The organism is Rhizobium sp. Leaf453 (genome assembly GCF_001425605.1).
GTDB lineage: Bacteria > Pseudomonadota > Alphaproteobacteria > Rhizobiales > Rhizobiaceae > Pararhizobium.
Genome location: NZ_LMRG01000023.1, coordinates 585,693 through 611,317 on the forward strand (window position 1 = coordinate 585,693; position 25,625 = coordinate 611,317).

21 protein-coding genes are annotated in these 25,625 nt (G+C 60.7%); 16 read left to right on the plus strand and 5 right to left on the minus strand.

Features of this window, described 5'->3' with window-relative positions; genetic code table 11:
- The first annotated feature begins 186 nt into the window (after positions 1 to 186).
- Positions 187 to 447, plus strand: coding sequence for a hypothetical protein (locus ASG68_RS20880; RefSeq protein ID WP_062580639.1), 261 nt, complete (start codon positions 187 to 189; stop codon positions 445 to 447).
- Positions 448 to 537: 90 nt separating this feature from the next.
- Positions 538 to 1,743, plus strand: a complete 1,206-nt coding sequence (locus tag ASG68_RS20885; RefSeq protein WP_082478191.1) for an MFS transporter — start codon at positions 538 to 540, stop codon at positions 1,741 to 1,743.
- A 12-nt stretch (positions 1,744 to 1,755) separates the two neighbouring features.
- Here ASG68_RS20885 and soxR read toward each other — a convergent pair whose 3' ends face one another.
- Positions 1,756 to 2,226 (minus strand): redox-sensitive transcriptional activator SoxR, encoded by a 471-nt coding sequence (soxR, locus tag ASG68_RS20890; RefSeq protein ID WP_062580642.1) that lies wholly within the window; start codon positions 2,224 to 2,226, stop codon positions 1,756 to 1,758.
- A gap of 74 nt (positions 2,227 to 2,300) precedes the next feature.
- Between soxR and ASG68_RS20895 the strand changes: the two genes are divergently transcribed.
- Complete coding sequence (locus tag ASG68_RS20895; RefSeq protein WP_062580645.1) at positions 2,301 to 2,870, plus strand: NADPH-dependent FMN reductase; 570 nt, start codon at positions 2,301 to 2,303, stop codon at positions 2,868 to 2,870.
- A 15-nt stretch (positions 2,871 to 2,885) separates the two neighbouring features.
- Here ASG68_RS20895 and ASG68_RS20900 read toward each other — a convergent pair whose 3' ends face one another.
- Positions 2,886 to 3,344, minus strand: coding sequence for a tRNA (cytidine(34)-2'-O)-methyltransferase (locus tag ASG68_RS20900; RefSeq protein WP_112406626.1), 459 nt, complete (start codon positions 3,342 to 3,344; stop codon positions 2,886 to 2,888).
- 397 nt (positions 3,345 to 3,741) lie between these two features.
- Here ASG68_RS20900 and ASG68_RS20905 point away from each other — a divergent pair, with 397 nt between their 5' ends.
- The 6 genes from ASG68_RS20905 to ASG68_RS20930 all read left to right on the plus strand — a co-directional run bounded on the left by ASG68_RS20905 (position 3,742) and on the right by ASG68_RS20930 (position 11,697).
- The gene (locus ASG68_RS20905; RefSeq protein WP_062580650.1) at positions 3,742 to 5,595 is read left to right on the plus strand and encodes an ABC transporter ATP-binding protein; all 1,854 of its coding nucleotides are present in this window, start codon (positions 3,742 to 3,744) and stop codon (positions 5,593 to 5,595) included.
- Positions 5,596 to 5,731: 136 nt separating this feature from the next.
- Positions 5,732 to 7,597, plus strand: a complete 1,866-nt coding sequence (locus ASG68_RS20910) for an ABC transporter ATP-binding protein (protein ID WP_062580653.1) — start codon at positions 5,732 to 5,734, stop codon at positions 7,595 to 7,597.
- 370 nt (positions 7,598 to 7,967) lie between these two features.
- Positions 7,968 to 8,546 (plus strand): ubiquinol-cytochrome c reductase iron-sulfur subunit, encoded by a 579-nt coding sequence (petA, locus tag ASG68_RS20915; RefSeq protein ID WP_062580656.1) that lies wholly within the window; start codon positions 7,968 to 7,970, stop codon positions 8,544 to 8,546.
- Between the two features lie 14 nt (positions 8,547 to 8,560).
- A complete protein-coding gene (locus ASG68_RS20920) occupies positions 8,561 to 9,817 on the plus strand; it encodes a cytochrome b (protein ID WP_062580658.1) in 1,257 nt (418 codons plus the stop codon).
- A gap of 24 nt (positions 9,818 to 9,841) precedes the next feature.
- Positions 9,842 to 10,723 carry a cytochrome c1 gene (locus tag ASG68_RS20925; RefSeq protein WP_062580661.1) on the plus strand — a complete coding sequence of 294 codons (882 nt, stop codon included), beginning with the start codon at positions 9,842 to 9,844 and terminating at the stop codon, positions 10,721 to 10,723.
- Positions 10,724 to 10,860: 137 nt separating this feature from the next.
- Positions 10,861 to 11,697, plus strand: coding sequence for a carbon-nitrogen hydrolase family protein (locus tag ASG68_RS20930; RefSeq protein ID WP_062580663.1), 837 nt, complete (start codon positions 10,861 to 10,863; stop codon positions 11,695 to 11,697).
- A 128-nt stretch (positions 11,698 to 11,825) separates the two neighbouring features.
- On the opposite strand, the gene ASG68_RS20935 is transcribed toward ASG68_RS20930, so the two are convergent.
- Positions 11,826 to 18,551 (minus strand): kinesin, encoded by a 6,726-nt coding sequence (locus ASG68_RS20935; protein WP_062580665.1) that lies wholly within the window; start codon positions 18,549 to 18,551, stop codon positions 11,826 to 11,828.
- Between the two features lie 656 nt (positions 18,552 to 19,207).
- On the opposite strand from ASG68_RS20935, the gene ASG68_RS20940 reads away from it, so the two are divergent.
- Both ASG68_RS20940 and ASG68_RS20945 read left to right on the plus strand, forming a co-directional pair.
- A complete protein-coding gene (locus tag ASG68_RS20940) occupies positions 19,208 to 19,576 on the plus strand; it encodes an Hpt domain-containing protein (protein WP_062580668.1) in 369 nt (122 codons plus the stop codon).
- Between the two features lie 203 nt (positions 19,577 to 19,779).
- The gene (locus tag ASG68_RS20945) at positions 19,780 to 20,100 is read left to right on the plus strand and encodes a 2Fe-2S iron-sulfur cluster-binding protein (protein WP_062580938.1); all 321 of its coding nucleotides are present in this window, start codon (positions 19,780 to 19,782) and stop codon (positions 20,098 to 20,100) included.
- 419 nt (positions 20,101 to 20,519) lie between these two features.
- On the opposite strand, the gene ASG68_RS20950 is transcribed toward ASG68_RS20945, so the two are convergent.
- Positions 20,520 to 21,137, minus strand: a complete 618-nt coding sequence (locus ASG68_RS20950; protein ID WP_062580939.1) for a DUF922 domain-containing Zn-dependent protease — start codon at positions 21,135 to 21,137, stop codon at positions 20,520 to 20,522.
- A 190-nt stretch (positions 21,138 to 21,327) separates the two neighbouring features.
- Between ASG68_RS20950 and folP the strand changes: the two genes are divergently transcribed.
- The 3 genes from folP to folK are packed head-to-tail and all read left to right on the plus strand — an operon-like array spanning position 21,328 to position 23,088.
- Positions 21,328 to 22,176, plus strand: a complete 849-nt coding sequence (folP, locus tag ASG68_RS20955) for a dihydropteroate synthase (protein ID WP_062580670.1) — start codon at positions 21,328 to 21,330, stop codon at positions 22,174 to 22,176.
- 29 nt (positions 22,177 to 22,205) lie between these two features.
- Positions 22,206 to 22,574, plus strand: coding sequence for a dihydroneopterin aldolase (gene folB, locus ASG68_RS20960; protein ID WP_062580672.1), 369 nt, complete (start codon positions 22,206 to 22,208; stop codon positions 22,572 to 22,574).
- 1 nt (position 22,575) lies between these two features.
- Complete coding sequence (folK, locus tag ASG68_RS20965; RefSeq protein ID WP_062580675.1) at positions 22,576 to 23,088, plus strand: 2-amino-4-hydroxy-6-hydroxymethyldihydropteridine diphosphokinase; 513 nt, start codon at positions 22,576 to 22,578, stop codon at positions 23,086 to 23,088.
- 64 nt (positions 23,089 to 23,152) lie between these two features.
- On the opposite strand, the gene ASG68_RS20970 is transcribed toward folK, so the two are convergent.
- Positions 23,153 to 23,707 (minus strand): hypothetical protein, encoded by a 555-nt coding sequence (locus tag ASG68_RS20970; protein ID WP_062580677.1) that lies wholly within the window; start codon positions 23,705 to 23,707, stop codon positions 23,153 to 23,155.
- Positions 23,708 to 23,966: 259 nt separating this feature from the next.
- Between ASG68_RS20970 and ASG68_RS20975 the strand changes: the two genes are divergently transcribed.
- On the plus strand, positions 23,967 to 24,830 hold the full coding sequence (locus tag ASG68_RS20975; protein ID WP_062580679.1) for a cytochrome b/b6 domain-containing protein: 864 nt from the start codon (positions 23,967 to 23,969) through the stop codon (positions 24,828 to 24,830).
- A complete protein-coding gene (locus ASG68_RS20980; protein WP_062580682.1) occupies positions 24,827 to 25,618 on the plus strand; it encodes a molybdopterin-binding protein in 792 nt (263 codons plus the stop codon). Before ASG68_RS20975 ends, ASG68_RS20980 begins: the two co-directional genes overlap by 4 nt.
- Positions 25,619 to 25,625 lie beyond the last annotated feature (7 nt).

The window sequence follows — 25,625 nt, forward strand, 5'->3', positions numbered from 1 at the left end:
CTGGAAGCGGCCGTAACAGCGCGCTTCGCGTTCGGGTTGACCTCTCACATTTCTGCCTTCGTTGGCAACGGCCGACTGGTAGTTCGGTCGTTGTGTCACAGGAACCGGAGCCGAATTTCCGACTCGCAAATGCAGGAATATCTCCCTATCTTGGCGCAAGAGGCTCCACTGATGAAAGGTGAGCTCATGGCGAGAATACCCGCAGGACCACCGCTGGACGGGCTGAAGCGGCAGATCGACCGGCACCGCAACGGCACCGCGCGGGGTGGCGATAGCCTGTTTGTGCGCGAGACCTTTCGGCTCGACCGCGGCGATGCGCGTCAGAAGGCGAAAGAGTGGTTCGATGCCTGGCCGAAAGCGGCCTACTGGACCGAGGTGGAAAGCTGGCGGCAGCTCGATGGCGACCAGATCGAGTTTACCATGCGGCGCCTGCCAACCGCCGATTGAGCTTTCCCGCCTTGCCTTCGCATGGGGCCGCGCCATAGTGATGGCGTCCATTCCCTGCTCGATTCGAGCCTCTCTTCCCAAAGTCACCGCATGACCGTTTCGCGCCCGGTAATCCTGCGTTCCGTCGTCGTCCTGTCGATCACGCAGATCATCGCTTGGGGCGCGATGTTCATGGCGATTTCCGTGACCGGCGAGGCGATGGCTGCAGACCTGCGGCTCAGTCGAGGCACCATTTTCCTCGGGCCAACGGTGATGCTGGTGGTGATGGGCCTTTGCTCTCCGTTGACAGGACGGCTTTACCGGCGATACGGCGCTCGGCTCGTCCTTGCCGGTGGTTCAGTGCTGGCGGCGCCCGGTCTGTTGCTATTGGCTGCTTCCAATGGTGCCGAACTGTATTTCGCGGCCTGGGCTATCCTCGGCATCGCCGGTGCAGCGTGCCTCACCACATCGGCGCATGTGTTTCTGGCTGAACTGGCGGGCGAGGGTGCCCGGCGGGCAATCGGCGCGCAGATGTTGTTCATGGCGCTGGCGCCCAGCTTGTCTTGGCCGGTCACCGGATTTCTGCAGTCGGAGTTTGGCTGGCGTGGCGTGTCGATCATCTATGGTTTCCTGATGCTGCTCGTGTGCTTGCCTCTGCATTTTTTCGCCTTGCCGAAACCAGGCCGTCCGTCCTGTGAGAACCCAGTGGAAAAAACCGCGCCGGTGCATGGCGGACAGGGACGTCGGATCATTTTCCTCATCACGGCGGCAATCGCGCTCAACGGCTTCGTTACCTGGGGTTTTCAGCTGGTGATCATCGACCTGTTCCGCGGTTTCGGTGTTGCCGAGTATCTGGCTGTCGGCTTCGGGTCGGCCATCGGTATAGTCCAGATGTCGGCCCGGCTGTTCGATTTTCTCGGCGGCAATCGTTGGAACGGGCTGACCACCAGTTTGGCAGCGGCGGCCGTCATGCCGCTGTGTCTGCTGGTTCTGGCGTTCGGTGGCGGCGCCGAATGGTCGATCCTTCTGTTCCTGTTGCTCTACGGTCTGTCGAGCGGTGCCATGTCCGTCGGCCGGGCGACGATGCCTCTGGTGTTTTTCGCGCCAGCGGACTACGCCGTTGTCGCTGCGCGCTTGGCCCTGCCGCTCAATCTCGCCTTTGCTGCGGCTCCACCCTTCTTCACGATGGTGCTCAGCGCCTATGGTAATCGTGCCGCTCTGGCGTTTGCGTTGCTCTGCGCGCTCGGCACGCTTGTCAGCATGCTGGCTTTGAGCCGGCTGGCGCGTGCGGATAAGGGAACGGTATCGTCGCGTTGACGACTCCGAAATCTATTCTTCCGGATGTTCGATCAGGTAGGCGCCGTTCCCTTTTTCCGACAGGGTGTCATAGGGATTGCGCAGCGGACAGTCGCTCATCGACAGACAGCCGCAGCCGATGCAGGACGTCAGCTGGTCGCGCAGGGCCGTCAGCTTGGCGATTCGTTCGTTGAGATCCGCCTTCCAATTCCGCGACAGACGCTCCCAATCGCGCGCCATCAAGGGGCGGTCGCTGGGCAGGGAGGAGAGCGTCTTCTGGATATCGGCGAGCGGGATGCCGGTGCGCTGGGCGATCTTGATCACGGCGATGCGGCGCAGCACGCTGCGCGGATAGCGGCGCTGGTTTCCCTGGCTGCGCATGCTTTTGATCAGCCCCTTGGTTTCATAAAAATGCAGCGTCGAAACCGCGACCCCGCTGCGGGTGGCGACTTCTCCAACGCTCAATTCACGGCGCAGATTTTCAGAATGATTTTTTTCCGTCACTCGGCTTGACCTCAACTTTAGTTGAGGTTTTATAACATGGGCTCCATCGGATCAGCAACGGAGCTCGCATACGCATGAACGAGAAATTGACCATCGCCGTCGTCTACGGCAGCGCCCGCCAGGGTCGCTTCTGCGAAACCGTCGTCAACTGGGCGCTGACGGAACTCTGGGCCGAAAGCGGCTTCCGGGTGACGCTGATCGATCCGCTGCAGCTCAAGAACGCCAGCGAGAACCCCGCGGAAAACGAGGCTTCGCTGGAAGACAGGATCGCCGAGGCCGATGCGTTCATCGTCGTGACACCGGAATACAATCACGGCTATCCGGCAGCGCTCAAGGAACTGATCGACAGCACATATGAGCCTTGGCATGCCAAGCCCGTTGGCTTCATTTCCTATGGTGGTATCTCCGGCGGCCTGCGCGCCGTCGAACAGTTGCGACAGGTCTTTGCCGAACTGCACGCCGTCACCATCCGCGACAGTGTCAGCTTCTCCAACGTCTGGGCGCAGTTCGATAGCGCCGGCAATCCTTTCAAGGCGGCGGAAGCCAAGGCCGGTCTGCAGGTCATGCTGCGGCGGCTGAAATGGTGGGCGAGGGCGCTCAAAACCGCCCGGGGCGAAAACGCCTATGGAAACGTTGCCGCGTGACGGACGCTTTCGGCTTCAGAGCGTGATCTTGCGGATCGCCTCACCGGATATCATCGCCACGGACATCGCGACATTCAGCGAGCGCTGGCCCTCGACCATCGGCACGATGATGCGTGCGTCAGCCCGTTCGTGCACGTGGTCGGGTACGCCGGCGCTTTCGCGTCCGAACAGAAGCGTATCTCCAGGCTGGAAGACAAAGCGCGTGTAGGGCTCGGCGGCCTTGGTCGAGGCCAGCACCAGCCGCCGTCCTGCCGCGCGTCTTGTTTCCTCGAATCGCTCCCAGTTCACGTGCCGTGTCAGCGTGGCGGCGGCGATGTAATCCATGCCAGCCCGTTTCAGGTTCTTGTCGGAAAGATCGAAACCCGCCGGTTCGATAATGTCGACGGCGAGGCCGAGGCAGGCGGCAAGGCGCAGGATCGTGCCGGTATTGCCGGGAATGTCGGGCTGGTAAAGCGCGATGCGAAGCGGATGCAAGGACATATCAACGGCTCGAATGGAGAGGATCAATGCCCGTAATCAATCTGTGCCGTTCTGGCAACAGAAAGCGTCCGCCACCTGAAATGATGAAAAAAGTGGCTGCGACAATCTGGCATATCGGCGCAAAAGATTCTAAGTCTTTCACATCTTCAACGCGAACCGACGGAGGCATGCATGGATACCATTATGATCATCAGCCTCCAGGCTGTGTCCCCAGTCCGTATGGACTGACCGGTTCGCGCTTTTCCTTTATTGGCTTGTCCGCGCACGACCGACCGCTTTCCGGCCGAATACGTCTTGTGCGCAAGAATGGCGTTTTCCCGGCTAAAACTTCGATACGATGAATGCGGGGCTGCCCGCCTTCCTTCTTAAGGTTTCCTGAAGGAGCTAGACTATGTTCGGCTGGTTTGAATCCCGCCTTAATCCCTATCCCACCGAGGAACCGAAGGTTCCGCCGCAGGGACTGTTCGCCTTCTGCTGGCACTATACCAAGCCGGCGGCACCCTGGCTCTTGACCATGTCGATCTGCACCATGCTGATCGCCGTCGGCGAAGTGGCGCTGTTCCAGTTTCTCGGCAACGTCGTCGACTGGCTGTCCTCGGCCCAGAAGGAAACCTTCCTTGAGAGCGAGGGGACGCGCCTGTTCTGGATGGGGGCACTCATCCTGATCGGCCTGCCGGCGCTGGTGACGTTCGATTCGATCATCATGCACCAGGTATTGCTTGGCAATTATCCGATGATCGCGCGCTGGCAGATGCACCGTTACCTGCTGCGCCAAGGCATGACCTTCTTCGCCAACGAGTTTGCCGGCCGCGTTGCCACCAAGGTGATGCAGACGTCGCTCGCCGTGCGCGAAACGGTGATGAAGATCCTCGACGTCTTCGTCTATGTCGTCAGCTACTTCATCTCGATGCTGGTGGTCGTGGCTGCCGCTGACTGGCGGCTGCTGGCTCCGCTGGTCATCTGGATCGCCATCTATGTCTCGATCGTCAGCTATTTCGTGCCGCGCCTGCGCAAGATTTCCAAGGATCAGGCCGATGCGCGCTCGATGATGACGGGCCGGGTCGTCGACAGCTACACCAATATCTCGACCGTCAAGCTGTTCTCGCATGCCGGCCGCGAGGAGGTCTATGCCAAGGAAAGCATGGATGTCTTCCTGCAGACCGTGCACCGGCAGATGCGCAAGGTGACGATGTTCCATGCGCTCGTCTATGCCAACAACTGCATCGCGCTCTTTGCGATCTCGGCGCTCGGCATCTATTTCTGGATGACCAGCGGCATGTCGGTCGGCTCGATCGCCATTGCGGTATCGCTTGCCATGCGCATCAACGGCATGTCGCAATGGGTGATGTGGGAAGTCTCGGCCTTGTTCGAAAACATCGGCACCGTCTATGACGGCATGAGCATGATGACCAAGGCGCACGACATTGTCGACAACGATGATGCAAAGGCGCTGAAGGCGTCTGAGGGTGCGATCGCGTTTGAAAACATCCGCTTCCACTACGGCAAGAACAAGGGCGTGATCGACAATCTCTCGCTTTCCATCAAGCCGGGCGAGAAGATCGGCCTTGTCGGACGTTCCGGTGCCGGCAAGACAACGCTGATGAACGTGTTGTTGCGCTTCTACGATCTCGAAGGCGGGGCGATCCGGATCGACGGGCAGGATATTTCTGCGGTGACGCAGGACAGCCTGCGCGGGCAGATCGGTGTGGTGACGCAGGATACGTCGCTGCTCCACCGCTCGATCCGCGACAACATCGCCTACGGCCATCCAGAAGCGACCGATGCTGAGATCACGGCGGCCGCCAAACGGGCCAATGCCTGGGACTTCATCGAGCAACTCGAGGATAACCAGGGCCGCAGGGGGCTGGACGCACAGGTCGGCGAACGGGGCGTCAAGCTCTCCGGCGGCCAGCGCCAGCGGATCGCGATCGCCCGTGTCTTCCTGAAGGACGCGCCGATCCTGATCCTCGACGAGGCGACCTCGGCGCTCGATTCGGAAGTGGAAGCCGCGATCCAGGAAAACCTGTTCGCGCTGATGGCAGGCAAGACGGTGATCGCCATTGCCCACCGCCTGTCGACGCTGACCGAAATGGACCGGCTGGTCATCCTCGAATCCGGCAAGATCGTCGAGACCGGCAGCCATGCCGAACTGATCGCGCGCCGAGGCCTTTATGCCGATCTCTGGTCACGCCAGTCCGGGGGATTCCTGGCCGATGATCAGGAAAAGGAAGAGGCTGCGGAGTAAAACTTACGCCCTCCCTGCCAGATGCGGGGAGGGCGTTTTTCTGACACGGATCACCGTCGATCCGCATTGCCAATTTGTAATCTCGCGCGCCAACATTTTGCATTGCCGCATTTCCCCCAAGGCCTATATCTGAGCCATGTTGCGCGCCGTCTTTGCCCTGTTTGAAAACTGGATTCAGCCCTTCGCTGAGCGGGATGGCCTGCAGCCGCCGGAAAGGCTTATTCCCTATATCTGGTTCTACATTCGGCAGGCCAAGGCGCCGTTCATCGCCATGCTCGTGCTGGGCGGCATGACGGCGGCGATCGAGGCGACGCTGTTCTGGTTCGTCGGCCGGCTCGTCGATATCCTGGCGACCGTCAAGCCGGGCGACGGCTGGAACGGGCTGCTGGCGGCCCATGGCGGCGAACTGTTCGGCATGCTGGTGCTGATCGGTATCGTGCGCTTCCTCGTTTCGCTCATGATGTCGCTGGTCGATCAGCAGGTCATCACGCCCGGATTCTACAATCTGGTACGCTGGCAGTCCTATCTGCATGTGGCGCGGCAATCCCTGACCTTCTTCCAGAACGATTTTTCCGGGCGGATCGTCACCAAGGTCTGGTCGGGCGGGCAGGCGGTCGGCGATGTCGTTACGTCGCTGATGGAAAGTGTCTGGTTTGTCGGCATCTACTCCGTCTCGACGCTGGTGCTGGTCGGGCAGCTCGACCTGTCGCTGGCCGTCGTGGTGCTGTTCTGGTTGATCGGCTTCGGGTTTCTCGCCCGTTATTTCGTGCCGCGCATCCGCCAGCATTCGAAGGAGACGGCCGAAGCGTCCTCCATGCTCAGCGGCCGCATGGTCGATGCCTACAGCAACATCCAGACCCTGAAGCTCTTTGCCCGCGACGAGGAAAATGACCGCTACATGCGGCAGGGCTTCGACATCTTCCAGGACAGCATCATCCGCTTCACCCGGTTCATCACCGGCGTTCGCGCGTCCATGGCATTCCTGTCCGGTGTCATGATCGTCACCATGGCGGGCCTCAGTGTCCATCTATGGCTGCAGGGCCTCATCAGTTCCGGAGCCGTTGCCTTCACGCTGGCGCTTGTTTTGCGGCTGAATTTTCTGCTCAGCCGGATGATGGTGCAGTTCAACGGCATCATGCGCAACATCGGCACGATTCAGAACGCAGCAGAGATGATCTCGCAGCCGGTTCAATTGGTGGACACGGCTGCAGCTCCCAACCTCGTCGTCGAAAGCCCCTCGGTCCGGTTCGAGAACATCTGCTTCCACTATGGCAAGGGCAAAGGCGTCATCGACAATCTGTCGCTCACCATCCGGCCGGGCGAGAAGGTCGGCATCGTCGGTCGCTCGGGCGCAGGCAAGACCACGCTCGTCAACCTGCTTCTCCGGTTCTACGATCTCGAAGCCGGGCGTATCCTCATCGACGGGCAGGACATCGCCAAGGTGCGGCAGGAATCGCTGCGCACGCAGATTGGCGTCGTCAGCCAGGATACGTCGCTGCTGCATCGCTCGATCCGCGACAATATCCTCTTCGGCCGGCCGGATGCGGACGAGGAGGGGCTGCGGCAAGCCGCGAGGAAGGCTGAGGCCTTGGGGTTTATTGAGCGTCTGCAGGATCAGCGCGGCCGCACCGGTTTCGACGCCCATGTCGGCGAGCGCGGCGTCAAGCTGTCCGGCGGTCAGCGCCAGCGGATCGCGATTGCCCGCGTCATGCTCAAGGATGCGCCGATTCTGGTGCTGGACGAGGCGACGTCGGCGCTTGATTCGGAAGTCGAAGCGGCGATCCAGTCCAATCTCGACCGTCTTATGCATGGGAAAACCGTGCTTGCCATCGCCCATCGGCTTTCGACCATCGCGGCACTCGATCGCCTGATCGTTGTCGAGGAAGGGCGGATCGTCGAGGACGGAACCCACGACCAGTTGGTCGCCGCTGGTGGTCTGTATGCCGACCTCTGGCTGCGTCAATCGGGTGGTTTTCTGGCGCGGGATGCCGCCGCCGAATAGCGGTGACAAAAAGCCGCGCTTGCACCCTGCGAAGAGCCTTCTTCCTGCGAGCGCAACCCTGAAAAGCGGTTTGCGAACATTGGCTTCGGTTTTCCCGCGACATTGTGGCTCACCTCTTGTCCTCAAGGCTGGACATCCCATGCGATCAAGCATAGAACCCGCCGGATTGCCGGGGAATCTGCCGTTATTTTGACGCGCGAGGTTTACCCGGTTTTGATGCATGAGCCGAAAAAACGAAAGTTTTCGTCGAATCGTGTATCGGCTTATTGATTTGGCGGTGTTCTTTCGCTCAAGTGGCAGCACGGGGCGCAGATGGACGCCGGGGGATTGTGCGGTTTCCGCAAACATTGCGTGAGAGGATGGTTTAGCCGTGAGCGAACACGAGATATCAAGCGAAACCCTGAGCGAGCCTACTCGCCGTGACTTCCTGTATCTGACGACCGGCATGGCCGGTGTGGTTGGTGCCGGTGCGGTGGCCTGGCCGTTCATCGACCAGATGCGTCCGGACGCCTCGACGCTGGCGCTCGCCTCGATCGAAGTCGATGTCTCGAGCCTGCAGCCTGGCATGTCGCTGACCGTCAAGTGGCGCGGCAAGCCGGTCTTTATCCGCAACCGGACCGACGAGGAGGTCAAGGAAGCTGACGCAGTTGCGCTGACCGATCTGAAGGATCCGGTCGCGCGTAACGCCAACCTTCCTGCCGACGCACAGGCGACCGGTTTCGACCGCTCGGCCGGCAAGGGCAAGGAAAACTGGATCGTCATGATTGGTTCCTGCACCCATCTCGGATGCGTGCCGCTTGGCCAGGCCGGCGAATATAACGGATGGTTCTGTCCCTGCCATGGCTCGGCCTACGACACGGCCGGCCGTATTCGAAAAGGCCCGGCGCCCGAAAACCTGCCGGTTCCGACCTTTTCTTTTACCACTGACACAGTCATCAAGATCGGCTGAGGGGAATACTGACTATGAGTGGGGATCATTCAACCTACACACCGACGACCGGTATTGAGAAGTGGATCGATTCGCGCCTGCCGCTGCCGCGGATGGTGCATGACAGCTTCGTTTCTTACCCTGTCCCGCGTAACCTGAACTACGCCTATACATTCGGCGCCATGCTGTCGGTGATGCTGATCATTCAGATCCTGACCGGCGTCGTGCTTGCCATGCATTATGCGGCGGAAGTGACCGTTGCCTTCGTGTCGGTCGAAAAGATCGTCCGTGACGTCAACCACGGCTGGTTGCTGCGCTATATGCATGCCAACGGCGCGTCGTTCTTCTTCATCGCCGTCTATCTGCACATCGCTCGCGGCCTCTACTACGGCTCGTACAAGGCACCGCGCGAAATCCTCTGGATCCTCGGCGTCGTCATCTACCTTCTGATGATGGCGACCGGCTTCATGGGCTACGTTCTGCCCTGGGGTCAGATGTCCTTCTGGGGCGCGACCGTTATCACCGGTTTCTTCTCGGCCTTCCCGCTGGTCGGTGAGTGGCTGCAGCAGTTCCTGCTCGGTGGCTTCGCCGTCGACCAGCCGACGCTGAACCGCTTCTTCTCGTTGCATTACCTGCTGCCCTTCATGATCGCCGGCGTCGTCGTCCTGCACATCTGGGCTCTGCACGTGACCGGCCAGACGAACCCGACCGGGGTCGAAGTCAAGACCAAGACCGACACCGTTCCGTTCACGCCCTATGCGACGCTCAAGGATGCGCTCGGCGTATCGGTGTTCCTGATCGCCTATGCATGGTTCGTCTTCTACATGCCGAACTACCTTGGCCATCCCGACAACTACATCATGGCCAACCCGCTGAAGACGCCGGCCCATATCGTTCCGGAATGGTATTACCTGCCGTTCTACGCGATGCTGCGCGCCATCACGTTCAACATCGGTCCGATCGACTCGAAGCTCGGCGGCGTTCTGGTGATGTTCGGCTCGATCATCATCCTGTTCTTCCTGCCCTGGCTCGATACGTCGAAGGTTCGTTCGGCAGTCTACCGCCCCTGGTACAAGCTGTTCTTCTGGCTCTTCGTCGCCAACGCCATCCTTCTCGGCTGGCTCGGCTCGCGTGCTCCGACCGATCTCTACACCCTGATGGCCCAGATTGGCACGTTCTACTACTTCGCCTTCTTCATCATCATCATGCCGGTTCTCGGCCTGATCGAGACCCCGAAGCGCATTCCGAATTCGATCACGGAAGCGGTTCTGGAAAAGCAGAACAAGAAGTAAGTGCGGCTGAGAGGAACTGAACCGATGAAAAAGCTTGTCACAAGCATCCTGTCGCTCGCACTCGCAGCCGGCCTTCTGGGCGGCGCGGCCTATGCCGCCGAGGAAGGGCACGATCTGAAGGAAGCGACTGAGCACGCCGTTGCCAACGCGCACTTTCCGATCCTGAAGCCGAAGAACATCGACTGGAGCTTTGCCGGTCCCTTCGGTCACTACGACAAGGGCCAGCTGCAGCGTGGCCTGAAGGTGTACACGGAAGTCTGTTCCGCCTGCCATTCGATGAAGCTCGTGTCCTTCCGCACGCTGGAAGACCTCGGCTACTCCGAAGCGCAGGTGAAGACCTTCGCCGCGAACTATGAAGTGCAGGACGGCCCGAACGGCGAGGGTGAGATGTTCACCCGCAAGGCCGTTCCGTCCGACCACTTCCCGTCGCCGTTCCCGAACGACGAGGCGGCTGCCGCCGCCAACAATGGTGCGGCACCGCCGGACTTTTCGCTGCTCGCCAAGGCGCGCGGCGTCGAGCGCGGCTTCCCGCTGTTCATCGTGGATATCTTCACCCAGTATCAGGAAGGCGGCCCGGACTATATCCACTCGCTGCTGACGGGGTACCACGAAGCGCCGGAAGGCGTGACAGTTCCGGAAGGCACGCACTTCAATCCGTACTTCAACGCCGCCATGTCGCTGGCAATGGCGAAGCCGATCTCCGACGACCAGGTCACCTATGACGACGGAACTCCGCAGACGGTCGACCAGTACGCACAGGACGTTTCGGCGTTCCTTATGTGGACGGCAGAGCCGCATCTGGAAGAGCGCAAGCGGACTGGCTTCATGGTTCTCGTGTTCCTGGTGATCTTTACCGGACTGCTGTATCTGACGAAGAAGTCGGTTTACGCCAACAAGGAACACTGAGGCTTTCAGCCTTGGAGAATGAAGAAGGCGGCCCGGGTGGCCGCCTTTTTTCTTGCGCGATATGCGGGTTTCAATGGGGTTCGTTTCTCTGCACTCTCATTGGGTGGAATGCGTGAGTCGAACCTTCGGGACGCCTGATGAAACTGGCTATGGCACAGACGGTCGTTTCTTCGGATATCGCCGCCAATGGCGCTGCTATCCGTGCCATGATTCGCCATGCAGCGGTCGATGGCGCAAGACTGATCGGCTTTTGTGAAGGCGCTCTGTCGGGCTATTCGAAATTACAGATATTGTCGCCGTCGGACTGCGCGACGTTCGACTGGACCGGACAGGAAGCCGAACTTCGCTCCATCGCTGCTTTGTGCGGAGAGCTTCATATCCACGCCGTCATAGGTGCGGCGCATCGGTTGGCGGACGACTGCCTGCCGCACAACAGCCTTTATGTATTTTCCGATCTCGGGACTTTGACGACGCGCTATGACAAGAGGTTTCTATCCAACAGCGAGGTCGGTGACTGGTATGCGCCCGGCCGCGCGCCTGTGATCCTCGAAGTCGATGGCTACAGCTTTGGCTGTGCGCTCTGCATCGAATGCCAGTTTCCCGAAATATTCAGCGAATATGAGCGGATGGGTGTCGATGGTGTGATCTTCGCTTCCTACGGCCTCCCGGAGCATTTCCAGATCGCACTGCGCGCGCATGCAGGGCTTAACTGCCTGTGGATCGGTACGGCCACGCCAGCCCAGAAAGCACCGAAAGGACCGGCCGGGATCATCGGACCGGATGGGCGGTGGATCGGTCAATGCTCCAGCATGTCCGCACCCGGAATGGTCATCGCGACGCTTGATCGCTGCGATCCCCTTTACGATGTCGCGCTTCAAAAGGCGCGGCCCTGGCGCGCCAAGGCGAGGCAGGGGGACATCTATCTCGAGAGGATGGTCGATCATCCCCGCAGTCGCATCAGACAGGAATACTGAAGGCGCCCGGCGTAGGTGACCTACACTCGTGTTGCTGACGCCGGTCATGGGAGGACTTGTCGCTGATGCGACATGAAAAAGGCCCCGCAGTTGGCTGCGAGGCCTTTTAAAATCCTGATGTCGGGATTTTAGCTGAAACGTCCGGCGGCGTGCGCCAGCATCGTATAGACCTTGCCGGTATCCGAGGTGAGATAGGTCTGAGTCATGACCTTGTCCCGGTCGTTGCGGGCGACGTCACCGAGCAGCTTTTCGAAGTCGGCGATATAGCGATCGACGGCGGTGCGGAATTCCGGCTCGCGGTCATACTTGCGCTTGATCTCGTCGAAGGTCTGCTGGCCCTTCAGCGTGTAGAGACGGCGCGTGAAGACGTCGCGTTCGCCACGCTGGTAGCGGCGCCACAGATCCACCGAGGCATCGTGGTCGATGGCACGGGCGATATCGACGGAGAGCGAATTCAGCGATTCCATGACATGGCGCGGATTGCGGTTGTCACCGGCACGCGCAGCCGGCTGAGGCTCTGCGGCGCGCTGGACCGGTGGTGTGACGACAGGCTCTTCTTCGCGCGATGCACCGCGCAGCAGGTCCCGCATCCAGCCGCTGCCTTCCTCACCGCGCGGGCGCGTGTCGGCCGCAGCCTCAGGCTGGCGGACGGCCGGCTGCTGGGCGAGGGGGCGCGGCTGCTCGATGCCAAGGCTGCCGCGAAGCAGAGGCTCGGCATCCAGACGGCGCGGTTGTTCCGTCACCTGCTGCTGGGCAACGGGCTGCGCGACGACCGGCTGTTGCACAACGGGCTGTTGAGCGACCGGCTGCTGAACGGCCGCCCGGACAGGAGCGGCAGCGACCGCTTGCTGGACAACCTGCTGACGCGGCACCGGCTGGGAGATTTCCAGCTGACTGGAGGACTTGCCGATGATATCCGACAGTTCCTGCAGCGCCTTGATCTGCTCGGCGACCGCGCGGCGCATGACCGACGCATTTTCCTTGGCTTCTTCCGGAAGGTCGAAGGCGCCACGCTTCAGCTCGTCGCGGGTCATGTCGAGTTCCTTGCGGATCTCGCTCGCCGAGCGGCGGATTTCGTCGGTTGCGCCGCTGAAGCGGGCGACCGCTTCTTCGACAGCCTGGCGGATCGCTTCACCCATCTGCAGGGCAGCGCCGTCAGACTTCTTGCTGGCGTCGTTCATCAGGCGGTCGATATCCGACAGTGAGGCACCGACGCTGCCGCGCAGACGCTGGGCAACTTCCTTCGAGCGCTCCTCGGCGCGGGCAAAGGCTCCTTCCACCTGCAGGCCGGCATCTTCACCAGCCTTGGTGACAGCCGCCCGCATGGCTTCGCTGGCCGAGGCGGCGCGCTCTTCTGCTTCCGACAGCGTCTTGCTGACATTGGCAAAGGATGCCTGGACACCGGCGCGCAGGTTCGAAGCGATCTCGTTGGAGCGCTCCTCGGCGCGGACGAAGACCGATTCCACCGACATGGAGGCATCGTCGCCAGCCTTGACCACGGCATTGCGCATGGCGTCGGCTGCGGCTGCAGCACGCTGCTCGGCATCGGTCAGAATGCGGCCGACGTCGGCGAAGGATGATTGGATGCCGGACCGCAGGTTGCCCGCGACCATTGCGGAGCGATCCTCTGCCCGCTGGAAGGCGCCATCGACGAAGCCTTCGAGGGCATGCATGGTCTTCTCGATTTCCTCGGACCGGCTGACAAGGCCGATGGAGAGGGTGCGCAATGCATCCTGACGTTCTTCAAGCGTGCTGACCAGATTGGACTGGGCGGCGGCAAGAAGATCGGATGCCTGGCTGAGAACCTTCGAATGATCCTCGAAGCGGCCGACGATGCCGCCGATCTGCGAGAGTGTCGTGCCGGAAATATCCGCAAGCTTGTCGACCTTGCCTTCGAGCAGGCGGGTGGAGGTGGACAGCATGTCGGATGCGCGGGTTGCCGAGTCCGAGAACCGGGCAGTGGTGGACTCCAACTGCTGATCCATGGCGCCGAGATTGGCGCTGGCCTGTTCGATGACGCCGGCGATGGAAGCATTGCTGGCCGACAGTTGTTCGATGAGGCCCGTCGCGGTCGATTGCAGACGGTTCTCGACCATCTTCATGGCCTTGGCGGTTTCTTCCGCGCGAGTCGAGATCGCATTCAGCGTCTCGCCGGTGCGGGCCGTCAGGCTGTCGAGCAGGCTGGCGTTTTCAGCGCGCAGGCGTTCGGCGCTTTCGCGGGCCGCATCGCTGATCCGGTCAGCGGCTTCCTTGCCGGTTGCCGCGTACTGATCGATGATCGGGCGGGCCTGTTCGTCGATCAGACGGGTGAGTTCCGCGGAGCGGCCAGCCAGCATCGAATTGAGTTCACGCGTGCTGTCGTCCAGTGTCGTCCGGATCGTGTTGCCGCGAGCCTCGAGTGCCTTTTCAACATCGGACAGGCTCTGCTGCAGCGACGTTGCCTGTTCGGCCACACGGCTCTGTGTCTGGGCGATGCGGGCGGCCGCGCCATCAGTGGCCTCTCCGACGGAGCGGGCGAGTTCGGCGCTGCGCATGGCGGCGGTGGCGGCGGTCTGTTCGACGGCGGACTGGAAGTCGGCCTGGCGGGCAGCCATGGCCTCCGTGAAGTCCTGGCCGGCCTTTGCCAGCAGGTCGGCCGAACGCTGGGCTTCGGCGTCGATCCCCTGCGAGGCGTCGCTGACCGCGCCGCGCAGATTGGTGACGAGGCCGGCAGCCTTGCCTTCGATTGTGCGGCTGACATTGTCGAGACCGATGGAGAGCGCGCGGTCCATGGTGCCGAGGCGTTCCTCGATGCGGCCTGTGCCCCCTTCGATGCTTGCCTCGATCCGGGTTGCCGCGGCGGAGGTGACGCGGTCGAGTTCGGCCGTATGGCTGCCCAGCGTTTCGGCGATCCGCGTCGCTGCGGCACCGCTGATGCGGTCGATTTCTTCGGTGCGGCCGCTCAGGCTTTCGTAAATGCGCGCGGCTGCGGCGGTGCTGACCTGATCAAGTTCAGCCGTGTGACCGGAGAGGGCTTCCGCGATGCGGGTCGCCGCGATGTTGCCGATGCGATCGATTTCGTCGGTACGTCCTGCAAGGCTGCTTGCGATGCGGGAAGCGGCCTGACCGCTGATCTCATCCAGTTCCGAGACCTTCGACGAAAGCGTGTCGGCGATACGGGCCGCAGCCTGATCGCTGATCTGGTCAAGTTCCGACGCCTTCAATGACAGCGCATCTGTGATGCGGGCGGCAGCACGATCGCTGACCTGATCCAGTTCGGAGACCTTCACCGAGAGGGTATCGGCGATACGCTGGCCGGCATTGTCGACGAATTCGCTGACGCCGCCGACGCTTTCGCGGATGCGGCCTTCCAGCGCGCCGAGGCTGCCTTCGATGCGCGCACCGGTATCATCAACGCTGTTGTTGATGTTGGACAGCGAGGCGTCCATTCGCTGCGTCAGCGTGTCGGCGGCCCGGCTGATCTGTTCCGCGGTTTCGCCAAGCTGTGTCGCCACATGGCTGGTGCTTGCGACCATCCGCTGTTCCAGCGCTTCGGTACTCTTATCGATGACGCCGCTCAGCGCAGCCTGGCGTTCCTCCAGCGACATTTCCAGCATGCTTGAGCTGGTGGCAATCGTCGTCACGATGGAGAGAGACTGTTCGTCGAGCAAGTTGGACAACTGCGACGTGCCCTGGGTAACCGCGACGTTGATGGCGTTGATACGATCGTCGAGCGTCGCCCGGATCTGGTCGTGGGTCGAGGCAAGCGAGGTGCTCAATTGGTCGGCGTGGACGGCCAGAGTTTGCTCGATATCCGACGCTTTTCCGATCATGGCGGCCGCCATGTCCGAGGCATGACCAGACAATACGGTGGCGATCTCGGCCGAGGTATGGGTCATGGTGCCGGCAATGTCGGTAACGCGGCTGGAAAGATTATCGGCGATCTCCGCGATGCGGCCAGAGAGTTGTTGCTCAATGTCGCCTGTGCGATCTGCCATGGCCTCGGCAACGGCGGTGACGCGGAAGGACAGGCTGTCGGCGATCTCTTCGGTGCGGGCGCTCAGGGTGTCTGCCATTTCCGTCGCGCGAGCGGACATCGTACCGGTCATTTCGGCCGAGCGGTCGCTCAGCATGGTATCGAGCGCTGCCGTCTGCGTGGCGAGCGTATCGCCCAAAATACGGCTGCGTTCGGTAAGGACTGCGTCCAGGCGTTCCGTCGTGCCGCCGATCGCGTTTTCGATGGCGCCCGTCGAGGATGACAAGACATTGGAAAGCGTACCTGTCCGCTCCGTCAGGATGCTGTCGATCCGCTCGGCAGTGCCCTCGAAGGCATTGTCTATGGCGGTCGTGGACGAGGTCAGCACGCTCGCGAGCGCACCGGTGCGCTGCGCCAGGATGGTGTCGATGCGTTCGGCGCTCCCGTCGAGAGCGATGTCAATGGCTGCAGTGGAGGACGCCAGCGCGCCGCTGAGTGCATCCGTGCGCTCCGCCAGAATAGCATCGATCCTCCCGGCAGACCCTTCTAGAGCGCTGTCGATAGCTGCAGTCGAGGACGCCAGTGTGCCGGTCAGCACATCCGTCCGTTGGGACAGGATGGCATCGATCCGCTCGGCGGTTCCGTCGAAAGCGCTGTTGATGGCTGCCGTCGAGGATGACAGCACACCCGTCAACGCACCGGTACGCTCCGACAGGATGGTTTCGATCCGCTCGGCAGTTCCTTCGAAGGCGCTGTCGATCAGTTCCGAACTTGTCGCCATCAGGGTCGAGAGTTCCATCGTCCGTTCCGACAGGGTGTTGTCGAGACGATGCTGGCTCGTGGCAATCGCACTGGTAATCTCGTCGGCCCGGTTGGACAGGGTATCCTCGATCCGGCCGTGGATCGCCTGGAGGCCGTCGATAAAGCCGCTGGTTCGCGCGTTCATGCTGTCGGCAAGCTGCTGATTGCCAGCGGCGATGGCGCTCGTGCGCGCTTCGAGCGTCTCGGCGAGGCGCTGCTGGCTCTCGGTGAGAGCGGTTTCCAGCGTACCGGCGCGCTGTGCAAAGCCGGATTCGATCCGGTCCTGGGCCGCTGTCAGCGCTCTCATGAGCGTGCCCGACCGTTCGGCAAGAACGCCGTCGATCCGCGTATGCGCATTACCGATCGCATCGCCGAGTTCCGCTGTCTTGCTGCTGATGGTGTTTTCGATAAAGTCCTGGGTCGTGCCCAGCGTCGTCGCCAGCGTCAGGGACTGTTCCGAGAGCGCCGATTCAAATCGTTCGATGCTGTTGTCCAGCATGCCGCCAATCGCGTCCGAACCGCCGGTGACCGACTGGTTGATGCGGGCGAGGCTTTCCATCAGCTTGGAGTCGAGCATGCCGGCACGCTTGTCGAAGGCGGTGGCAAATTCGTGGAAGCGCGAATCGAAAGCTGTCGCCAGCTGTCCAACGGTGGTCGTCAGCTTTTCCTCGAAGAAGCCCGAGCGCAGGTCGAGATCCATGATCGTGTCGTCTGCGGTGGTCTTCAGGCTCTGTCGGAAGCTTGCGCCCTTTTCATCAAGTGTGGCGTTCAGCGTGTTGAGGATGTCGTCAAGGCCGCCGACGATGGCCTGCTGACCAACATTGAGGCTCTCGTTGAGGTCACGCGTGCGGGCAATCAGCGTTTCATTAAGCTGGCGGGCGCGTTCGTTCAGCGCCGCATTCAGCTTTTCGGTATTCGCATCAAGCGTCGAGGCGCGGGTTTCGAACTGGCCGAGCAGTTGATGACCGCGCTTGGCAAGTGTCTGGCTCAACGTTTCCAGTCGCGTGTCGAACTCGTTACCCAGTGCTACGCCGGCCGATGTCAGGCCGGAGAGCAGTGCATCCGTGCGGGTAGACAGCATGGCGCCGATCGTCTGGGTGGCGCTGTTGGAGCGTTCCATCAGAGCTGCCGCGCGCGTCTCGATCATCGAGGCAAAGGCTTCCCCCGAAGTGGCGATCCGGCTGGAAATATCATCGCCGGCAATGGCGAGTTCGTCCTTCAACTGGGTGTGGGCACCGGAAATGGACGAGCGGATGCGCTCGGCATGGCCAACAATCGCTTCACGCTCGAGGCCAAGCTCTTGGACGAGCGTGCGCACGCGCAGTTCGTTGTCGCTATAGCTGCGCTCGAGTGCGTTGACTTCCGAGTGAACAAGTGTCTCCAGCTCCGTTGCGCGGGCAATGGTGCGTTCGATGCCCTCGTTCATCGCCGAGACCTCTCGGCGGACAGCCTGGCCAACTGTCATAATGCGCTCGGAGGCGGCCGTTTCCGGCTCGGCAAGGCGCAATGCGACCTCGGCCATGGACCGCGCTGCATTGCGCAGTTCCTGGGCGCGCGAAATCATGATGGCGAAAGAGAAGAACAGCATCACCGGCAGGATGATGAAGATCGCGACGCCAATGGCGCCCGGCATGGCCGAGAGGTCGGCAAGCGAGCGAATCTGCCAGATTTCCGGTCCATACAGGAGGTTCGCGACGCCGAGGCCGCCGATGATCCAGAGAAGGGATACGGTGGCTGCAATGCGCGTGGCCGTGCGGCTGGAGCGCACATCCAGTGAGCGAAGGACCGCAGCAGGTGTCTTGCGGCCATCGTCATTGGCCGGAGAGAAAGTAGGAGCCTTGGGAGCCGGTTCGGGCGACAGGCTCTTCGGCGTATCGGTGGCGCGATCCTGCTTGGCTGCAGCAGCTTCCGGTTGAGGTTTCACACTCCTCGCCTGGCTGGCCGTCGCGGCAGGTCTCGCGGTTTGGGGCGACGGACTGTCCGAGGACGCCTTGTCGTTCAGGGCGGACTTAAGCTCGTCAAAGTCGATCTTCAGGGCATCTTCCAACGCCTGAAACGCTTTGTCGTCGATCGACTCGTTGCTTTTATTTGTCGCCATGCGGATACGCCTCGTTACAAAACTGTCCTTTCGGACGGAAACTCCGCAACACCGCCTGCATTGGGAAGCACCTCCGAAACCCGGACGGTGAACAGCAGGATACGCGCAATACATCCACGCAGAACCCTGACATGCACCCATTTCTACACGCATCGACGGACAACGCATTGAGACCCGTAGGTACTTCATTCAATGCAGTTTTCCGCCAGGACTGACCCCGCCTTCCGGCATGGAGAAATCCCTCAACGTACCGTAGTGACACATTCACCGGTTTCTTACAATTAAGGGTGTCCCGCATTCGTTAAAATCCTAACAAGTTCTTAATGAAAAATGCGCCCAACTTTGCTGCAAACCCTTGTATTCCGGCGGTTTAACGCGCGTTAACCATGCTGAGCGAAAGCTGCCCTGATTGTGCCTCGTTTTAATCAGATAGCAGCGCCGCTCACGCCTAATAGGGCCAGCAAGAGAGCGGAATGAAGGCAGGACAGGGTACGGCGAACGCAATGCCCGCTCAATTTCCACAGCCTATCATACCCGACGGGACCAACGTTTCGAGACTGTTTCCGGCAGGGCCGGCACATTCGAGGGGCAAAAAAACACGCAAGCGGTCGCAAGCCGTCTGCGTCAGAAAAAAACAATAACAAGGATATTGGCACATGGCGGCCCTCAAAATCGCATTCGAAGCACCGGACAATTTCGGGGGCGCTTGCCCTTCCAAATCGCGGCCGATCGACCTCGTTCATCTGGCGACGCAGACCATGGGTGACAAGCTGCTCGAAATCGAAGTGCTGCAGATGTTCGCGCGCCAGACCCGGCAGCTGATGAAGGAGCTTTCATCCGAGAATGCCGATGTCCGGACTGCAACCGCCCATCGGCTGAAGGGCGCGGCACTTGCTGTTGGTGCCTTCGGGGTTGCCCAGAGCGCCGAGGCAGTCGAGGCTTATCCACAGGATGCGGCCAACCTGGCGACGCTCAGCGCCGCCGTCATTGAGGCCGAACTCTTCATCCTGAAGCTCTGCCGCTAATTTTCTTGGCGGCCTCAGCGACAAACGGTCACGGCTCCCGTGAGCCGGTCGATTGCTCGCCAAAGACCCCTCGTGTTGACTGGCGAGGGGAATTGTTGGAAGAAATCGGATGAATTTGCCGCGTTCCGCCGCCGCCCCCGTTACGGGCGGCGCACTTGTTCCTGCGGCATGCCGAAACCAACGCCAATCATCCGGAAACCATCATGCCCAAACTGACCATCATCGCCTTCGACGGCACGCGCCATGATCTCGACGTCCAGAACGGCTCGACCGTCATGGAAAACGCCGTGCGCAATTCCATTCCCGGAATCGAGGCCGAATGCGGCGGGGCCTGCGCGTGCGCGACCTGTCATGTCTATGTCGATGACGCCTGGTCGGCGACCGTCGGCGCTCCGGAAGCGATGGAAGAAGACATGCTCGATTTTGCCTATGATGTTAAGCCGACATCGCGATTGAGCTGTCAGATCAAGATGAAGGACGGTCTGGACGGACTGGTCGTACACGTTCCCGAGCGGCAGGCCTGATACCTCAACGTCTGAGCATTGCGCAAAAAAAAGCCCCGCCCGTCAGGATCGACGGCGGGGCCAGGAGGGCGCATCGCATACAGATGAGGGAGGGAACACCTGCTGCAAAAGGATACGCCAGGAGAACACAACAAGCGCGATGGTTTCGGGCGGTCGAACATCAATCCGGACCGATACAGTCAAGCGCGAAACAATACTTCCGGTCCACAGCATCCATCATGGATGCAAGGCGTTGGTGCCGGTGAGGAGCGAGTAAGGATTTCTTTCCTGTTCTTCACTCTATGATTTAAATCTACCTGAAATTGCGCGACTGTTCTATCGCTAGAAATCACCAATAAAATACTGTTGACGCGCAAGGTTCGCACCAGTGTGGTGATTCATTTCTTCATGCTTTTGTGATTTGAACCGAAGCGAAAACGTCAGCGCTTCGTCATCGAGTCCAGCCGGTACTGCAGCAGGCGGACCATGCGGCGGTCGAAGTTGGCCGCCTCCATCCGGTCGAAGCGAGCCTGGTCCCGGTCGTGGTCCTGGATTGCCGTTTCGCTCAACCGCGCCACCCGTGCCTGCATGCGCTCGCAATCGGCTTCCGGCTTCAGCGCCATGAAATCCTTTTCCAGCTTGCGGGCATGGTTTCGGGCGATCTCCGCGTGACGCTCCTCATGGCGCTTGATGTCGCTTGCCAGCGTATCCCAGACGAGCGCCAGGTCGCGATTGGCTTTATGGCGGTTCTTCCAGCGTGGCAGGATCAGCTTCGTGCTCAGCGTCACCTTGGCACTGCCGACGGCGCAACGCTCGCCATGTTTCACATAGGTGACCGTGCCGCCGAACTTGATCTTGGTAGCGCCAGGATGGCGCGTGCCCGTCGAGTTCATCATCGGCCCGTGTTCGGACAGGGCCTTGTCTAGTTCCTCGGCCGTGCGGCCGCCAACGGAGAAATAGGTGATAGACTTGTTGATGACTGTATCGGCAAGCGCCGGTGTCGTGTTTGTCGCCACGATACTCAAAAACAGGAGCGTGGCGATGGAAAGGCGGCCGATCGGCATAATGTGACGGGTCTCGGGTGTTGAACTTCGATAGAGCTTGGGGCATAGCCAGCGCAAGCGCAACAGCAAATCGCCGAACGCCCGTCGCAAACCGGAAAACACAATTCATTCCGCGCCTTTGAAGCAACAGGCCGCGTTTTGATCTCGGTCGGTTTGTAGGGCAGGCGGTGGAGGCGAAGACAGCATGAACGATCCCTTTCAGTCCACCGAATGGAAGCTGGCGCATGGCCGAACGCTGGCGCTTGGCCCGGTCGGCCTGTTGATGGCAATCATCAACGTGACGCCGGATTCATTCTCGGACGGCGGGGCTTACACGGAAACGGATGCCGCAGTCGCGCAGGCTCTGCGATGCCTGAAAGAGGGCGCGACGATCCTGGATATCGGCGGTGAATCGACACGGCCGGGAGCCGCGACCGTTTCGGCGGCCGAGGAGCAGGACCGTGTGCTTCCCGTCATCGCAGCACTCGCCGACCAGACGGATGCGATCCTTTCAGTCGACACTTATCGCGCGGAAACAGCAAGACTTGCGATCGAAGCCGGCGCGCATATCGTCAACGACGTTCATGGCCTGCAACGCGAACCGGACATTGCCGCTGTTGCGGCCGCATCAGGTGCGGGGCTTTGCATCATGCATACGGGGCGGGACCGCGAGAAACTGCCGGATGTGATCAACGATCAGTATCACTTCCTCGACCGATCACTGGAGATTGCAGCTTCCGCCGGCGTGGAGCGAGACCGGATCGTGCTGGACCCTGGCTTCGGCTTTGCCAAGGAGACGGACGAGAATGTCGCCTTGATGACCCGTTTTGAGGAGCTGCACGGCTTGGGGTTGCCTTTGTTGGCGGGAACGTCACGCAAGCGGTTCATCGGTGCGCTGACCGGGCGAGAAGCGCAAGATAGGGACGCAGGCACCGCCGCGACGACCGCCTTGCTCAGAATGGCGGGGGCTGCAGTTTTCCGGGTACACGATGTCGCAATCAACAGGGACGCGCTTTGCGTCGCGGATGCTATGATTGCAGCAAAAAGACAATGACGGCAGGGCTTGGGAAGGAAGATCGACCAATGACAGCCACCTACACAATCACGCTCAAGAACTGTGCCTTCTTCGCTCGCCACGGCGTTCACGATGAGGAAGAGTTCCTTGGACAGCGCTTCTTCGTTGATGCCGAACTGGATGTGGAGCAGGGAACCGCGCTCGTCGATGATTCCATCGACGATACGGTTCACTATGGCATCGCCTTTACCGAGATCGAGAAGATCATCACCGGTCGCCGGCGGTACCTGATCGAGGCGCTGGCATTGGAAGTGGCGACGACCCTCTGTTCACGCTTCCCGCAGATCCGCCGGGCGAAAATCTCCATCCGCAAGCCGAATGCGCCTGTTCCCGGTGTTCTCGATTATGTCGAGGTCACGGTCGAGCACTTTGCCTGACATGATCCCACATGATGCTACGCTCGGTCTCGGTGGCAATATCGGCAACCCCGCCGTTTCGATGGCGCGCGCGCTGACGCTGCTCGACGCGCGGGAGGATTGCGCAGTAACGGCCGTTTCCCGGCTTTATCGCACGCCGCCCTGGGGCAAGACGGACCAGGCCTGGTTCTTTAATGCCTGCGCGCAGGTGCGAACGTCGCTGTCGCCCGACGATCTGCTGGACGCTTGTCTTTCCATTGAAAAGCAGATGAAGCGGGAGCGGCTGGAACGCTGGGGGCCGCGCACTATCGATATCGATATCCTGACGTTCGGCGATCTTGCCCAGCACACAGAGACGCTGCAGATTCCGCATCCACGCATGACGGAGCGCGGCTTCGTGCTGATGCCTCTCGCCGATTTCGCGCCGGATTTGGTGGTGTCGGGACGTGCAGTGAGGGATTGGCTGAAGAGTGCCGATGTGGCGTACATCGAGATCGCTGACGCCGATCGCGACTGGTGGCGGAAACCTGCCTGAATTGTGTCTTCAAGGCAAAAGAGCCGGACTGGCCGGCTCTTTCAAGAGTGTGAAGGTCTTGGTGTTACGGCTTGATCGAGCCGACGGCGATATCGTCAACCTGGCGATTGAGGCTGACGCCGATCACCGGCACCATCGTGTCCTCGACCTTTACCGAAATCGTGATGTTCAGCGTCGAGTCGCCCTGCATGCGGGCGATCATCGCGCCATTGAGCTTCTTCCGGTTGATACCGACGACGATCTTGTCCTTGGCGACATTGCCGGAGACGATATCCAGACCCTTGCCATTGGCGCCATCGAGGAATTTGCCGGTATAGCTTTTGCCGGCCTGGCTGATCAGCGCTGACATGGGTTGCTTGAAGACGCCGACGCGGCAGAAGCCATCGAGCTTGATGCCGGCTGCCGAGCCCTCCGACGGTTCGCCTGTCAGATCACAGGTAAACTTGGTGCCCTTGTACTTGCCGGCGACGATCTCGCCCGGGCCTTTCCACTGGCCGGCAACCTGTTCGAAGAACGCCTTGTCATTGCTGCCCGCAAGAGCGGGCGAGGCAGCGCAGGTGAGGGCTGCAAGCGAGGCTGCGGCAATGCCGCGAGCGATCAAAGACGGGCGCGAAAACATGAACAATCCTTGATGGTCAACGTCCAGAATGTGAGGCTACATTTGCACTTAAATGGTTAATGGAGCGTTGCTTTCGCGGTTGCGGGCATTGGCAATCATGCTCACGAAATGTTTCATCTGGCGAGCTGTCGGCGCGGTAATGACTGAGAAATATGGGCTTTCACGAAAGTCTCACCACGATGTGTGAGACGGTGAGAGGACGTGCGTTTGAAACCCGATCGCGGTTTGTTACGTAATTGCGCATATAAGGGAGGCCGATATGACCACGATTGACGACATCGAGTCGCGTACCGATTCTCCGCCGGGCAAGGGCAGGGTGATCTACCGTCACCGTGTGGCGACTCGTCTCACGCACTGGACCTGGGCGATTGCGCTGTTTTTCCTGCTTCTGAGCGGTCTGCAGATATTCAATGCGCATCCGGAGCTCTACATCGGCAAGCAATCTGGCTTCGAGTTCGATAACAGCGTCTTTGCCATGCATGCGGCCCGGGCTGATGACGGTACGGTGGATGGATACACAACGGTGTTCGGCCGCAGCTTCAAGACCACCGGCGTCTTCGGCATGAGTGGTCCGGCAGACAATCCGTCCTATCGCGGCTTTCCGGCATGGGCGACGCTGCCATCCTATCAGGATCTTGCAACGGGCCGTGTCGTCCATTTCTTCTTCGCCTGGTTTTTCGTCGCCGCGTTCCTTGTCTGGTTCGCCAGCAGCCTGATCAGCGGTCATTTGAAACGCGATATCGTTCCGTCGCTGGCGGATATTCGCGCCGTGCCGCGGAGCATTTCGGATCACTTGCGTTTCCGGTTCCATCACAACGGCCGGTATAACGTCCTGCAAAAGCTCGCCTATGCCGGCGTCCTGCTGCTGATTTTTCCGCTGATCATCCTGACGGGGCTGACGATGTCGCCAGGCATGAACGCCAGCTGGCCTTGGCTTCTGGATATCTTTGGTGGCCGGCAGACGGCGCGCACGATCCATTTCCTGTGCATGGTGGCGCTGGTGGCCTTCTTCGTCATTCACATCGTCATGGTTCTGGCGGCGGGACCGCTCAACGAACTGCGTTCGATCATCACCGGCTGGTACCGAACCGATCCAGAAAAGAACGAGGAGCACTCGGCATGAGCCGATTCATCATCAGTCGTCGTAAGTTCCTTACCATCGCCGGTGTCGCTGCGTCCGCCATCCCGCTTTCAGGCTGCGATGCGCTCGACGGCGTCCTGTCCGGCCAGAGCCCGGTGCGCGATTTCCTCGCCTCCGCCAACAGCCTGAGTTACCGCGCCCATCGCATGCTGATCGGCGCCGACACGTTGGCGCCGGAATTTGCAGCGAGCGAAATCCGGCAGGGCCAACGCCCGAATGGCTCCACCGATCCGACCGATAAGGCCTATCTTGCGCTGAAGGAAAAGGCGTTTACCGATTACCGTCTGACGGTCGGTGGGCTGGTGGAAAAGCCGCTGAGTTTCAGCTTGGACGAATTGCACAACATGCCGGCCCGCACCCAGATCACCCGGCACGACTGCGTCGAAGGCTGGAGCTGCATCGCCAAATGGACCGGCGTGCCGCTGGCCACGATTCTTGACCAAGTGAAGGTGAAACCGGAAGCCCGGTTCGTCGTTTTCCACTGTTACGATACGATGAATCTGGGTCTATCAGGCGCAGTCGCCTACTATGAATCCATCGATCTCATCGATGCACGCCATCCGCAGACCATTCTCGCCTATGGTAACAATGACAAGGTGCTGTCCATTGCCAACGGCGCACCGCTCAGGGTGCGTGTCGAGCGCCAACTCGGTTACAAGATGGCGAAGTACATCAAGGGCATCGAACTGACCTCGACACTCGCCCCGTTCGGCCGCGGCAAGGGCGGATTCTGGGAAGATCTGGGTTACGATTGGTACGGCGGCATTTGAGAGGGAA

Bases quoted from the DNA above. Each gene is read 5' to 3' on its own strand.
- ASG68_RS20880 (WP_062580639.1), top strand. From the start codon at position 187: ATGGCGAGAATACCCGCAGGACCACCGCTGGACGGGCTGAAGCGGCAG.
- ASG68_RS20885 (WP_082478191.1), top strand. From the start codon at position 538: ATGACCGTTTCGCGCCCGGTAATCCTGCGTTCCGTCGTCGTCCTGTCG.
- ASG68_RS20895 (WP_062580645.1), top strand. From the start codon at position 2,301: ATGAACGAGAAATTGACCATCGCCGTCGTCTACGGCAGCGCCCGCCAG.
- ASG68_RS20905 (WP_062580650.1), top strand. From the start codon at position 3,742: ATGTTCGGCTGGTTTGAATCCCGCCTTAATCCCTATCCCACCGAGGAA.
- ASG68_RS20910 (WP_062580653.1), top strand. From the start codon at position 5,732: ATGTTGCGCGCCGTCTTTGCCCTGTTTGAAAACTGGATTCAGCCCTTC.
- ASG68_RS20920 (WP_062580658.1), top strand. From the start codon at position 8,561: ATGAGTGGGGATCATTCAACCTACACACCGACGACCGGTATTGAGAAG.
- ASG68_RS20925 (WP_062580661.1), top strand. From the start codon at position 9,842: ATGAAAAAGCTTGTCACAAGCATCCTGTCGCTCGCACTCGCAGCCGGC.
- ASG68_RS20930 (WP_062580663.1), top strand. From the start codon at position 10,861: ATGAAACTGGCTATGGCACAGACGGTCGTTTCTTCGGATATCGCCGCC.
- ASG68_RS20935 (WP_062580665.1), bottom strand. From the start codon at position 18,551: ATGGCGACAAATAAAAGCAACGAGTCGATCGACGACAAAGCGTTTCAG.
- ASG68_RS20940 (WP_062580668.1), top strand. From the start codon at position 19,208: ATGGCGGCCCTCAAAATCGCATTCGAAGCACCGGACAATTTCGGGGGC.
- ASG68_RS20945 (WP_062580938.1), top strand. From the start codon at position 19,780: ATGCCCAAACTGACCATCATCGCCTTCGACGGCACGCGCCATGATCTC.
- folP (WP_062580670.1), top strand. From the start codon at position 21,328: ATGAACGATCCCTTTCAGTCCACCGAATGGAAGCTGGCGCATGGCCGA.
- folB (WP_062580672.1), top strand. From the start codon at position 22,206: ATGACAGCCACCTACACAATCACGCTCAAGAACTGTGCCTTCTTCGCT.
- folK (WP_062580675.1), top strand. From the start codon at position 22,576: ATGATCCCACATGATGCTACGCTCGGTCTCGGTGGCAATATCGGCAAC.
- ASG68_RS20970 (WP_062580677.1), bottom strand. From the start codon at position 23,707: ATGTTTTCGCGCCCGTCTTTGATCGCTCGCGGCATTGCCGCAGCCTCG.
- ASG68_RS20975 (WP_062580679.1), top strand. From the start codon at position 23,967: ATGACCACGATTGACGACATCGAGTCGCGTACCGATTCTCCGCCGGGC.
- ASG68_RS20980 (WP_062580682.1), top strand. From the start codon at position 24,827: ATGAGCCGATTCATCATCAGTCGTCGTAAGTTCCTTACCATCGCCGGT.